At 61.7% G+C, this 11715-nt stretch carries 12 protein-coding genes; 5 read left to right on the forward strand and 7 right to left on the reverse strand.

Features of this window, described 5'->3' with window-relative positions:
- Window positions 1-57: 57 nt before the first annotated feature.
- A complete protein-coding gene (locus WHT83_RS13705; protein ID WP_406871468.1) occupies window positions 58-1251 on the reverse strand; it encodes a hypothetical protein in 1194 nt (397 codons plus the stop codon).
- A 272-nt stretch (window positions 1252-1523) separates the two neighbouring features.
- Between WHT83_RS13705 and parC the strand changes: the two genes are divergently transcribed.
- Both parC and WHT83_RS13715 read left to right on the forward strand, forming a co-directional pair.
- Window positions 1524-3830, forward strand: a complete 2307-nt coding sequence (gene parC, locus WHT83_RS13710; RefSeq protein ID WP_406871469.1) for a DNA topoisomerase IV subunit A — start codon at window positions 1524-1526, stop codon at window positions 3828-3830.
- Between the two features lie 134 nt (window positions 3831-3964).
- Window positions 3965-5194, forward strand: coding sequence for an AI-2E family transporter (locus WHT83_RS13715; protein WP_183261868.1), 1230 nt, complete (start codon window positions 3965-3967; stop codon window positions 5192-5194).
- 17 nt (window positions 5195-5211) lie between these two features.
- Here WHT83_RS13715 and WHT83_RS13720 read toward each other — a convergent pair whose 3' ends face one another.
- The 6 genes from WHT83_RS13720 to hemB form a co-directional block, all read right to left on the reverse strand.
- On the reverse strand, window positions 5212-6111 hold the full coding sequence (locus WHT83_RS13720; protein ID WP_406871470.1) for a DMT family transporter: 900 nt from the start codon (window positions 6109-6111) through the stop codon (window positions 5212-5214).
- A 52-nt stretch (window positions 6112-6163) separates the two neighbouring features.
- Window positions 6164-6919, reverse strand: a complete 756-nt coding sequence (locus tag WHT83_RS13725) for an arginyltransferase (protein WP_318761975.1) — start codon at window positions 6917-6919, stop codon at window positions 6164-6166.
- Between the two features lie 140 nt (window positions 6920-7059).
- The gene (locus WHT83_RS13730; RefSeq protein ID WP_183261865.1) at window positions 7060-7530 is read right to left on the reverse strand and encodes an RDD family protein; all 471 of its coding nucleotides are present in this window, start codon (window positions 7528-7530) and stop codon (window positions 7060-7062) included.
- Window positions 7531-7596: 66 nt separating this feature from the next.
- Window positions 7597-7953 (reverse strand): DUF86 domain-containing protein, encoded by a 357-nt coding sequence (locus WHT83_RS13735; protein ID WP_406871471.1) that lies wholly within the window; start codon window positions 7951-7953, stop codon window positions 7597-7599.
- Window positions 7953-8249, reverse strand: a complete 297-nt coding sequence (locus WHT83_RS13740; protein WP_406871472.1) for a nucleotidyltransferase family protein — start codon at window positions 8247-8249, stop codon at window positions 7953-7955. The genes WHT83_RS13735 and WHT83_RS13740 overlap by 1 nt, the downstream gene beginning before the upstream one ends.
- Before the next feature lie 50 nt (window positions 8250-8299).
- Window positions 8300-9331 carry a porphobilinogen synthase gene (gene hemB, locus WHT83_RS13745; protein ID WP_406871473.1) on the reverse strand — a complete coding sequence of 344 codons (1032 nt, stop codon included), beginning with the start codon at window positions 9329-9331 and terminating at the stop codon, window positions 8300-8302.
- 140 nt (window positions 9332-9471) lie between these two features.
- On the opposite strand from hemB, the gene WHT83_RS13750 reads away from it, so the two are divergent.
- The 3 genes from WHT83_RS13750 to ldtR all read left to right on the forward strand — a co-directional run bounded on the left by WHT83_RS13750 (window position 9472) and on the right by ldtR (window position 11659).
- On the forward strand, window positions 9472-10509 hold the full coding sequence (locus WHT83_RS13750) for an enoyl-CoA hydratase/isomerase family protein (protein ID WP_183261856.1): 1038 nt from the start codon (window positions 9472-9474) through the stop codon (window positions 10507-10509).
- A gap of 26 nt (window positions 10510-10535) precedes the next feature.
- Window positions 10536-10928 (forward strand): DUF6163 family protein, encoded by a 393-nt coding sequence (locus WHT83_RS13755; protein WP_406873979.1) that lies wholly within the window; start codon window positions 10536-10538, stop codon window positions 10926-10928.
- 215 nt (window positions 10929-11143) lie between these two features.
- On the forward strand, window positions 11144-11659 hold the full coding sequence (gene ldtR / locus WHT83_RS13760) for a transcriptional regulator LdtR (protein ID WP_055971496.1): 516 nt from the start codon (window positions 11144-11146) through the stop codon (window positions 11657-11659).
- Window positions 11660-11715 lie beyond the last annotated feature (56 nt).

Raw genomic sequence — 11715 nt, forward strand, 5'->3', positions numbered from 1 at the left:
CAACAAAAAAGCCCGGCATCGCTGCCGGGCTTTTCCGTTTGGCCGTCTTGCCAAGGATCAATCCTGGTTGGCCGTAACCGTCAGGCCGAGCGTCTTGGGCAGTTCCTTGGGGTTGGACATGCCGCTGGCCGCCAGCAGGGCGAACGGAACCGGCGATGCGGGCTTGGCTGCGATCTCGAGCGACTTGGGGTTGTCGAGATAGGCGGTCACGGCTGCCGTCACCTGCGCTGCCAGTTCCGGATTGTTGAGTTCCATCAGCATGAACGGCACGATCGCCTTGGCCTGGTTGGCGATGTCCTTGGCTGACATGCCCTGCTGCTTGCCGACATATTCGAGAACCTTGTTGGTCACCGAATCGTCGTCGAAGCGCACGGTCGCACCGTTGAAGGTGAGCTGCTGCATCAGGCCGAGCATGGCGAGGCCCTGAGCCGAGTTGTCGGTGCCTTCCGGCTGGTCGGCCATCTTCTTCTGCAGGTCCTGCACCGACTTGAGGAAATCGACGGTGTAGCCGCCGAGGTCGAAGGTCATGCCGAGTGTACCGGCGTCGTCGACGGTGATGTCGTAGTTCGACAGCGCCATGCGGCCGTCGGTCGGCTGCCAGGTGCCAGCCAGCTGAAAGTCGCCGCTGATGTTCTGGTAGCCGAGCGCGTCGATCGCAGCCTTCGACTGCGGGTCTTCGACGAGGCTGAGGTCGGCGGTGAACTTCTCTGCCGAACCGGTGAATTCCATGGCGTTGCCGTCGGCCGGAGGCGTCACCTCCGCCGCGAAGTTGGTCATCTGGAAGGCTTGCTTGTCGCCGATCTTGACGCTGACGTTGTCGAGATTGGCGGTCTCGTACATCAGGAACGATGCCAGCGGATCGGTCGAGCCTTCGGCCGGCAGCGACACATTGCCGATGGTCAGCGGGCTGACATCGACCTTGGTGGTACCTTCGGTGAGGCTGTAGGCCTCTGTGCTGAGGGTCTCGATCTTGTAGCCGCCATTCTCCTCGGTAATGCCGCCAAGCGTGACCTTGCCGACGGAAACCGGCTTGTCTTCCCCGGCCATCGCGATGCTTGCCCCTTCAAGCACGGTCTCGGAGGCGTCGCCCGACACGCTGGTCCAGCTGAGCGTCAGGTTCTGGGCTGCCAGGACGGCCTTGAGCCTTTCGGCTACCGCGGTCGCGTCCTGGGCCAGTGCTGCATTGAGCGGAAGCGTGAAGAGAAAGGTCGATAGAGCGAGCTTGCTGAATGCAGAGCGGTATTGCGTCATCATGGTTCCCTGAGACTTGTGAGGAATCGTTCACGCCATATCCTGTCCGTCAGGAACTGGACTGGAAAAAGGCATTCTCGCCACATTGGCCGCAATTCGGCGCAAAAGGCAATCGCTGCAATGCAACACGCGCAAAAATGGTGAACGGCAAGATGATCGCGCAATTGCTACTTTAGCGAGCGCAAAAATTTGTTTCATCCGGGCGACTGTGTCGCCCCTTGCTTTTGCCGATAAGGCTTGTCGCGAATCACCCGTTCCGCTAGTCCAAACCCATGGGAAAAGGGCTTTTGCCGCCTGGAAATGACGGCGGCGACAATATTGAACCGGTCGACCTGAAGAAGGCGCTCGAAGAGCGCTATCTGGCCTATGCGCTGTCGACCATCATGCATCGGGCCTTGCCCGATGTGCGCGACGGACTGAAGCCGGTCCATCGCCGCATCATGCACGCCATGCGGCTGCTGCGGCTCAATCCCGACCAGGGTTTCGCCAAATGCGCCCGTATCGTCGGCGAGGTGATGGGCAAATTCCACCCGCATGGCGACCAGTCGATCTACGACGCGCTGGTGCGTCTGGCGCAGGATTTCTCCGTCCGCTACCCCCTCGTCGACGGACAGGGCAATTTCGGTAACATCGACGGCGATAGCGCCGCCGCCATGCGTTACACCGAAGCGCGCATGACCGAGGTCTCGGTGTCGTTGCTCGAGGGCATCACCGAAGACGCCGTCGACTATCGCCCGACCTACAACGAGGAAGACGAGGAACCTGTCGTCCTGCCGGGCGCGTTCCCGAATCTGCTTGCCAACGGCTCGTCCGGCATCGCCGTCGGCATGGCGACCTCGATCCCGCCGCACAATGCCGCAGAGCTCTGCAGCGCTGCGCTCCACCTCATCGATAATCCCGACGCTTCGGTCACCGACCTGATGACCTCGCCGGGCGAATGGGATCGCATCAAGGACGATCCAGAGCTGCGCCTGAACTGCAAGGTGCGTGGCCCCGATTTCCCCACCGGCGGCAGTGTCGATGATGACTGGGCTTCCATCGTCAACGCCTACGAGACCGGGCGTGGCGGCTTCCGCATGCGCGCCATGTGGCAGCAGGAGGATCAGGGCAGGGGCACCTGGAACCTCGTTGTCACTGAAATCCCCTATGGTGTGCAGAAGTCGCGTTTGATCGAAAAGATCGCCGAGCTTTTGATCGCCCGCAAGCTGCCGCTGCTCGAAGACATCCGCGACGAAAGCGCCGAGGACATTCGTGTCGTCCTGGTGCCCAAGAGCCGCACGGTCGACCCGGGCCTGTTGATGGAATCGCTGTTCAAGCTCACCGAGCTCGAGAGCCGGTTCCCGCTCAACATGAACGTGCTGTCGCGCGGCAAGGTGCCGAACGTGCTGTCGCTCAAGAGCGTGTTGCGCGAATGGCTGGACCATCGCCGCGAGGTGCTGGTTCGTCGATCGAAGTTCCGCCTCGGCGAGATCGAAAAGCGCCTTGAAATTCTCGGCGGCTACCTCATTGCCTACCTCAACATCGACGAGGTGATCCGCATCATCCGTGAGGAGGATGAGCCCAAGCGGGTGATGATGGCGCGCTGGGATCTGACCGATACCCAGGCCGAAGCCATCCTGAACATGCGCCTGCGGGCCCTGCGCAAGCTCGAGGAATTCGAGATCCGCAAGGAGTTCGACGCGCTCAGCACTGAGAAGAAGCAGATCGAAGCGCTGCTCGCCTCCGATGCCAAGCAGTGGTCGACGATCAAGTGGGAAGTGAGCGAGGTCCGCAAGCACTACGGCCCCGAAACCGAGCTCGGCCGTCGCCGTACCGTGTTTGCCGAAGCCCCCGACCACGACCTCACCGACATCGCGCACGCGATGATCGAGAAGGAGCCGGTCACGGTCGTCGTCTCGGAGAAGGGCTGGCTGCGAGCGATGAAGGGGCATCTGGCCGACTTCGGGCAGCTCACCTTCAAGGAAGGCGACAGCCTCAAGCTGGCCCTCCACGCCCAGACGACCGACAAGATCCTGGTCTTCACGACAGGCGGCAAGTTCTACACCATTGGCGCTGACCGCCTGCCGGGCGGCCGTGGCCATGGCGAGCCGATCCGCATCATCGTCGACATGGACAACGACCAGGACATCGTCACCGCCTTCGTCCATGAGCCCAAGCGCAAGCTGCTGCTGGTCAGCCACGAGGGCAATGGCTTCACGGTTCCCGAGGAAGAGGTTGTCGCCAACACCCGCAAGGGCAAGCAGGTGATGAACGTCAAGACGCCGGATGAAGCCAAGCGCTGTATCCCGCTCGCTGGTGATCATCTCGCCATCGTCGGCGAGAACCGGAAGATGCTGGTGTTCCCGCTCGAGCAGATCCCCGAGATGACGCGCGGCAAGGGCGTCAGGCTGCAGAAGTACAAGGATGGCGGCGTGCTCGACGTGAAGACCTTCACGATGGAGAGCGGCTTGAGCTGGCTGGATTCCGCGGACCGAACCTTCACCCGGTCACGAGAGGAACTGGTCGAGTGGATCGGAACGCGCGCCACGGCCGGACGTATGGTGCCGAAAGGCTTCCCGCGCACCGGCCGCTTTGGCTAGCGTCTCGAATGCGGCAGTGCGGCAAAGTTTTCGTGCGCTGCCTCGCATAAGCCTCTATGATCTTCCCATCGGCGTCGTAAAGCGGCGCCGGGTGTCCAATCGGGTCCACTTCAGGGCCGAGGAGATCAAGGCCCTTGAAAGTGACTGAATCCCGCAAACCGGAGCGAGAGCCGAGGCTGTTCGGCCCGTCCCAGCCGATGCGCGCGGCCCTTGTGCCGCCCTTGTCGGCGGCGCGCTGGCTGCTGGTGCTGATCGTTGCCGCAGGCATCTATTTCTTTCACGGCTTCCTGGTCCCTGTTCTGGCCGCACTCGTCATCGCATTCGCCAGCTGGCCGCTCTATCGAAGACTTCTTGCGGCGGTTGACGGCAACAGGACTGTCGGTGCGACGCTGGCGCTCCTGTTCATCGTTGCCTTCCTGGTGGTGCCGATCTCCTTTGCCGCGACCTATGCGGTCAATGAGATCCGCGAGTGGTTCGGCTGGGCGCTCGAGACCAACCGCCATGGCGCAGCGACGCCGGAATGGATCAACAATCTCCCGGTCGTCGGCGAATGGCTCAACGAGCAATGGACCCGCTATGTTGGCCATCCCGGTTCCATCGGCGAACTGATCCAACTCGTCAGCGGCGCCAATATCGGCAGCATCTACCGGGGTGTGCTTGCTGCCGGTGGCAGCGCCTTCGGTATCATGCTGACGCTGCTGTTCATGCTGATCGCCCTGTTCTTCACCTATCGCGACGGCGAATCCTTCGTCGCGCAGCTCGACCGGCTGGGCGAGCGTATCCTGCCGATGCGCTGGGAGCGCATCTCGCGCGTCGTTCCCAAGACGATCAGCGCCACCGTCATGGGCATGACGGTGATCGCCATAGGTGAGGGCGTCGTTCTTGGCTTGGCCTACTGGGTCGCCGGTGTTCCCTCGCCGGTCACGCTCGGCGTCATCACCGGGTTCATGGCGCTCATTCCTGGCGGGGCGCCTTTGTCGTTCACGCTGGTCTCGGTCTATCTGGTTGCCAGTGGCTCGCCAGTCGCTGGTGTGGCGCTGTTTTGCTGGGGCTCAATCGAACTCTTCATCGTTGACAAGACGCTGAGGCCAAGGCTGGTCGGAGGGCCCATCAAGCTGCCCTTCTTGCCGACCTTTTTCGGTCTCATCGGCGGCGTCAAGACGATGGGCCTGCTCGGCCTGTTCATCGGCCCGGTGCTGATGGCGCTGCTGGTCGCGATCTGGCGCGAATGGATTCGCGAGATCGAGCTGAACGACGAGGCGGCGGCGATTGCGGCCAACGTGCTGCCCGAAGCGGGGGCGCCGCGCACCATTGAAGCCGTCAGCGAGGGCCTGCCCCCGGCCAAGCGAACGCAGGCAGGCTAGGGGCCGAGGCCTGCGCTTCATGCTGCCTGCTGAACTGCCGCGCTTGCCCTGCGCTTGCGGCTTTCCGAAAGCTGCCAGGCCGAGTGGGCGACGAGCGTGACGATCAGGATCGCTCCGCCGATCAGGCTGTTGTGTGTCGGCACCTCGGCAAAGATCATCCAGACCCAGATCGGCGCAAGCACCGTCTCGAGCAGGTAGAACATCGCCACTTCCGGGCCGGAAATGTATTTCGGGCCGTTGGCGAGACAGAAGAACGAGATCGGCATGATCACTGCGCCGTTGAAGATGATCCACCATGGCGCCTCAATCTGAAAGCCGGTTCTCGAGACCATGTAGGCGGCGAGCAGGCAGGGCAGGAGAACGCCGACGAGTGCCGTGAAGCCCATGTCCTTGCCGCTGGAACGCGAAATGGTAATGGCCGAGGCAATGCAGAAAGCCGAGACAACGGCCATCAGGTCGCCGAACAGGTGACCGGTGCCGATCGAGCTGCCGACGATGATCAGCACGCCGCCGACCATGGCCAGCATGGCGAGCATGGTCACCGGGCGCGGCCGCTCCCTGAGAAAAATCCACGACAACACCGCCGCGAACACGGTGTTGAAGGCCAGGATGAACACCAGGTTGGCCGTCGAGGTGTTGTACACGGCGGTGACGAACGCGATCGATCCGATGCCGTAGAGGACGGCGACCACCAGCCCGGCCCGGCCAGGGATGAGCTGCGGCGCGTTGCGGCTGAACGAGCGCCAGACCAGCCAGATGACGATGGCAGCTAGGAACGTCACGCCGCTGCGCATCAGCAGGATCGACCAGTGATTGCCGTCGGCGAGCTTGATCAGTGGAATGTCGACCGTCAGCGCCATGCCGCCTATCGCAGTCAGCAACAGGCCCTTGGAATGATTGGAATGAGTGCTTGCCACGATTTTCCCTGCCAGATGGTCTACGGCAGCGTGGAAAACGGGCCGGACGTGCTCAGATGTCGCCTTCGAAGCGCTCCCAGCCCTTCATGCCGAGATGCTCCTGAGGTGTGAAGCGTACCTTATAGTTCATCTTGCGCGACCCATTGACCCAGTAGCCAAGATAGACGTGGGGCAGGCCCATGGTGCGGGCGCGGGCAATATGATCGAGGATCATGAAGGTGCCAAGCGACCGTTCGTCCATTTCAGGATTGTAGTAGGAATAGACCATCGACAGGCCGTCGGCCATCTGGTCGGTCAGCGCGACGGCCATCAGTTCGCCCTGGCCCTGGCCGGTAATGAAGGTGTCGGGGCCACGGCGGCGATATTCGATCACCTTGGTGTCGACATGTGTGTCCTCGACCATCATGGCATAGTCGAGCACGGTCATGTCGGACATGCCGCCCCTGCGGTGGCGGGCGTCGAGATAGGTGCGGAACAGCGAATATTGTTCGGTCGAGGGCTCGGCGTCATGCATGGCGCCGACAATGTCGGAATTGCGCTCGATCACGCGGCGCATGTTGCGCGTCGCCTTGAATTCCTGGGCCAGGATGCGGACGGAGACGCACGCCCTGCAGGTTTCGCAGGCGGGCCGATAGGCGATGTTCTGCGAACGCCGGAAACCACCCTGGGTCAGCAGGTCGTTCATTTCCGGGGCCTTGTCGCCGACCAGATGGGTGAAGACCTTCCGCTCGAATTGCCCTTCAAGATAGGGGCATGGGGAAGGCGCCGTCAGGAAGAATTGCGGGGAATGGGTAGGATGCTGCGTCATCGAGCGTCAGGAAGACTCCCAATCAATGTTCCCTAGCTTGGCGCTACCCGCGAAAAATTCAACATGAATGTGAAGGTAAGTGGATTCTTTGCCTTCACATTTTGGCGCAAATGCCCGTTTTGACTCGGCGAATGGCAATTTCAGCTGTCGCTGCGGCTGACAACGGTGCCAAGCAGCAGGTCGTGCAGCGTGCGCTTGCGGTCGGAAAACAGCGAAACCAGCAGGACAAGTGGCGTCAAAACCACGTTGCCGGCCCAGAAAAGCACCGAATGCACGATGGCCAGGAGGCCGTCCACCGGCCTGCCGTCGAGGCGGTCGAGTCGGATGCCCATGATTCGCATGCCGGTAGTCGCCTGGTTCGGGCCGCCGAGGGTCGTCCAGACATAGAGCAGTGCCACTGCCGGGCCGAGGATGCCGAACAGCGCCCAGCCGAGGCCGAGCGTCAGGATCCCGAGAAAGAAGACGATGATGGCAAACGGAATCAGCAGCAGGCCGACGATCAGATAGTCGACCAGGAACGCCAGCACCCGGCGCGTCCGCACGCCGTCATAGGCACGCGAGTCCTCAAGCCTGCTGGTGATGATTTCGCCGTCCAGAACGCGTGCGGTCATTGTGTCCTCGATAGGCGGGCAAGATTGCCCGCGCGGCTTTGCAAATGGGGAAATCGACACGCGAATTCAAGATTCGTCGGTGCCGAGGTCGGCTATCAGACGCTGAACGGCGCTGCGCAAGTTCGGTAGGTGGTCGGTAACCACCGCCCAAACGATTGGATCCGCAATCTTGTGATATTCATGTCTGAGCACGTTTCCGATCCCGCGAATCTGCTTCCACGGCACTTCTGGCTCACGTTCGAGGAGTTCGTCCGGCAAATGCCGTGCAGCTTCCGAGATGATTTCGATGCCGCGTTGCACGCCGTGCTTCAGCAGCCAGTTGTCCTGGAAGTCTTGAAGCGTCTTGTTGGCGGTCGCAGCCTCGATGCCATCGAGTGCATCGAGAATTTCCGCCAGGATGGGACCGATCTTGCGCTGAACCATCAGAACACGCGGATGGCTGAGCGTTCGATGTCTTCCCTCAGTTGCGGGTGCAGGCTGTCTCGTGTGGTCACGTCCACTTCGACGGCCATGGTCTCTTCCAGCAACTGCTTGATCCCGACCAGATTGATCAGCGAGAAGCGACGCCCCGGCTCGTAGTCGATGAAGAGGTCAAGGTCGCTGCAGGACGACTGCTCGTTCCGGGCGGTCGAACCAAACAGGTAAAGCGACGTCGCGCCCATGCTGCGGATAGCATCGGCGTTCTGTTGAAGTTTCCTGACCGCCTCGGACCTGTTCATGTAGGCAGGATATAGGAAACTCAGCGCGTGTTGTAGCTGAGGCGTCCGCCTCAGCCCTTCAGCATCTCAGCCACCTCGGGCGCGAAATAGGTCAGGATGCCGTCGCAGCCCGCGCGCTTGAAGGCGAGCAGGCTTTCCAGCATCGCCTTTTCGCCATCGATCCAGCCATTGGCGCCGGCAGCCTTGATCATCGAGTACTCGCCCGAAACCTGGTAGGCGAAGGTCGGCACGCGGAACTCGTCCTTCAGGCGGCGGATGATGTCGAGATAGGGCAGGCCAGGCTTGACCATCAGCATGTCCGCGCCTTCGGCGAGGTCTTGTTCGGCCTCGCGCACGGCCTCGTCCGAGTTGGCGTGATCGATGTAGTAGGTCTTCTTGTCGCCCTTGAGCAGGCCCTGCGTGCCGATCGCCTCGCGATAGGGGCCGTAGAAGGCGGAGGCGAACTTGGTCGCATAGGACATGATCGCCACGTCCTGGAAGCCATTGTCGTCAAGCGCGTCGCGGATGGCGCCGATGCGGCCGTCCATCATGTCGGAAGGCGCGATGATGTCGGAGCCTGCAGCCGCCTGCAGTACGGCGGCCGCAGCCACCTGGGCGACGGTCTCGTCGTTGACGATGGTGCCCTCGCGCAGGATACCGTCATGGCCGTGGCTGGTGAAGGGATCGAGCGCCACATCGGTGATGATGCCGATCTCGGGCACCGCCGCCTTGAATGCGCGGGTGGCGCGGTTGATCAGGTTGTCGGGTTCGAGGATATGCGCGCCGGTCTGGTCGCGCAGGCCCATTTCGACATTGGGGAAGGTGGCGATGGCCGGAATGCCGAGCTTGGCCGCACGTTCCGCTTCCTTGACCGCGAGATCGATCGACAGGCGGAACACGCCGGGCATCGCCGGAATGGCCTCGCGCCGGTTCTCGCCGTCGATGATGAAGATCGGCCAGATGAGATCGTCGACGCTGAGGCGGTTTTCCTGCACGAGGCGGCGCGACCAGTCGGCCTTGCGCATGCGGCGCAGGCGCCGGCTGCCGGTGATTTCGTCGACGCTGCGTGCGCCGGCTGGCTTGGCTGGGGTGAACTTGTTCATCGCTCGTCTCCGGATTGTGCAGTTTTTAGCATGCCGATTTGCCCAAGACCAAGGTGCAGGATGGGACCTGCGGCATTGACGCACCCACGCGCAGCACATTAGCTCTGCAGGCGGTTTCGATGTGAGGGAATCTCTTGGACATGGATTTTGGCGGCGGCGATGAAATCCGTTTCGAGCGGACCGGCAGCGCCGGCATCGTCACCCTGACGCGGCCGAAGGCTCTCAATGCGGTAACCCACAAGATGGTCGGCGCGCTGTCTCGCGCGCTCGAGGCATGGCAGGCCGACCGCGACGTTGCGCTTGTCGTCGTCAAGGCCGAGGGCAGGGCCTTCTCTGCGGGCGGCGACATCTTGCACATCTACGAGGCCGGCCGCGCCGGCAGCCCGCCGGTCGATTTCTTTGCCGACGAGTACCGGTTGAACGCCCAGATCGCGCGCTTTCCCAAGCCCTATGTCTCACTGATCGACGGCATCGTCATGGGTGGCGGGGTCGGCATCTCCTTCCACGGCTCCCACCGGGTGATGACCGAGAATGCCCAGTTCGCCATGCCTGAAGTGGGCATCGGGTTTTTTCCCGATGTCGGCGGCAGCCATTTGCTGCCCGACCTTGGTGGCTATTTCGGCATGTATCTGGCGCTGACCGGCAATCGAATCCGCTATGGCGATGCGCTCTGGTCGGGTCTGGCCACGCACACCATTGCCGCCGATGGACAGATCGGGCTGGTGGAGCGCCTTTGCGAGACAGGCGAGCCGGAGGCGGTGCTGCGTGGATTTTTCCACCCGGCCAAGCGTGAGACCGACCGTGAAACGCTTGAAGCCATCGCCCTGCATTTCTCCCGGCAATCGCTTGCCGAGATCATCGAGAGCCTCGAGGCGGACACCAGTGAGTTCGCGGCAAAGACGCTCGCAACCTTGCGGTTGCGCTCGCCCACCAGCCTTGCTGTCGCCTTCCGGCAGATCAGGGCCGGGCTGACGATGTCGATGGACGACTGCATGCGCATGGAGTTCCGCATCCTGAACCGCATGCTGGCCGGTCGCGACTTTTATGAAGGCATCCGGGCCGCGATCATCGACAAGGGCTCGACGCCGGTCTGGCAACCGGCGCGACTGGCCGATGTCGATCCGGCGGAAATCGACCGCTATTTCCAGACGCTGGGCGACAGGGAGCTTGCCCTGTGACCGACAGTGCAGGGCGTCTCCACGAAATGCATCCATCGGCCACGGAAAACGCCTTCGCCTGGTTCCTGCGCGTCGTTGCGGCCTACTGCCTGCTGTTCGGCATTCTCTATTGGGTCCGCCTGATCGGCGTCTACGACGGCCCGCTCTGGCGCTTCGACCTGATGCCTATTCACTGGCAGATCGCGGCTGTCACGCTTTCCGTCTTTTTTCCCTTCGCCGCCATCGGCCTGTGGATGCTGTCATCCTGGGGGCCGGTCATCTGGTTCATTTGCGCGGCCACCGAGATCGTCATGTATGCCGGCTTTCCCGATCTGTTCGGCTCTCGGCCGCTGATTGTCGTCTCGCACATTGCGGTGGCTGTGATTTACGCGGCGTTCCGTATTGTCCTGCACCTGAAACGGCGCCGCGCCGTGCAGTAGCCAACGCTTTCAGGGCGTTGCCGGACGTTCCATAAAATACAAGGTTAATTATTCTTACTCGGAAGGGTTTTCATTAACCCTCTTTCGAAACCACTGGCTGGTAAGCCCTTGTTAAGCCTGACGTTTAAGTCGAATTTTATGGGTATTCGATAAGTTCGCGATCAAGGTGACATCAAACAAAAAAGTCACCAGGCGACAACAGAGAGGCAAAGACAATGATCAACTCGCGTCAGGTGGCTAAGCCCGCCATGGTTTCCGAGGACCGCAACGAAGCGATCCGTTCGCTTTACATGGAATCTCTGCAGCTGGTTGAAAGACTTCATCGCCGTCTTCTTGACGTTATCAAGGATGAGTTCGACCGCAACGGCCGCAGCGACATCAATGCGATCCAGGCTCTGCTGCTGTTCAACATTGGCAATGCGGAACTGACCGCCGGCGAATTGCGCTCCCGCGGCTACTATCTCGGCTCGAATGTCTCCTACAACCTCAAGAAGCTGGTCGAACTCGGCTTCATTAATCACCAGCGCTCGCGCATCGACCGTCGCTCGGTCCGCGTCAGCCTGACACCCAAGGGCCAGGACGTGGCCGAGGTCGTGGCCGGCCTTTATGACCGTCACGTTGGCTCAATCGAGCAGGTCGGCGGCATCAACACCGACGAGTTCAAGCAGATGAACCGCGCCCTGCAGCGCCTCGACCGCTTCTGGAACGACACCATCGCTTATCGCATGTAAGCAAGACGGCTCGCGCGGCGCCGCAAGTCCGCCCAAAAGGAAACGACCTCCAGTCG

Source organism: Aminobacter sp. P9b, assembly GCF_045345995.1.
Classification (GTDB): Bacteria; Pseudomonadota; Alphaproteobacteria; order Rhizobiales; family Rhizobiaceae; genus Aminobacter; species Aminobacter niigataensis.

Coding starts and splice junctions, on each gene's coding strand:
- WHT83_RS13705 (WP_406871468.1), bottom strand. CDS start 1,251: ATGACGCAATACCGCTCTGCATTCAGCAAGCTCGCTCTATCGACCTTT.
- parC (WP_406871469.1), top strand. CDS start 1,524: ATGGGAAAAGGGCTTTTGCCGCCTGGAAATGACGGCGGCGACAATATT.
- WHT83_RS13725 (WP_318761975.1), bottom strand. CDS start 6,919: ATGACGCAGCATCCTACCCATTCCCCGCAATTCTTCCTGACGGCGCCT.
- WHT83_RS13730 (WP_183261865.1), bottom strand. CDS start 7,530: ATGACCGCACGCGTTCTGGACGGCGAAATCATCACCAGCAGGCTTGAG.
- WHT83_RS13735 (WP_406871471.1), bottom strand. CDS start 7,953: ATGGTTCAGCGCAAGATCGGTCCCATCCTGGCGGAAATTCTCGATGCA.
- WHT83_RS13740 (WP_406871472.1), bottom strand. CDS start 8,249: ATGAACAGGTCCGAGGCGGTCAGGAAACTTCAACAGAACGCCGATGCT.
- hemB (WP_406871473.1), bottom strand. CDS start 9,331: ATGAACAAGTTCACCCCAGCCAAGCCAGCCGGCGCACGCAGCGTCGAC.
- WHT83_RS13750 (WP_183261856.1), top strand. CDS start 9,472: ATGGATTTTGGCGGCGGCGATGAAATCCGTTTCGAGCGGACCGGCAGC.
- WHT83_RS13755 (WP_406873979.1), top strand. CDS start 10,536: ATGCATCCATCGGCCACGGAAAACGCCTTCGCCTGGTTCCTGCGCGTC.
- ldtR (WP_055971496.1), top strand. CDS start 11,144: ATGATCAACTCGCGTCAGGTGGCTAAGCCCGCCATGGTTTCCGAGGAC.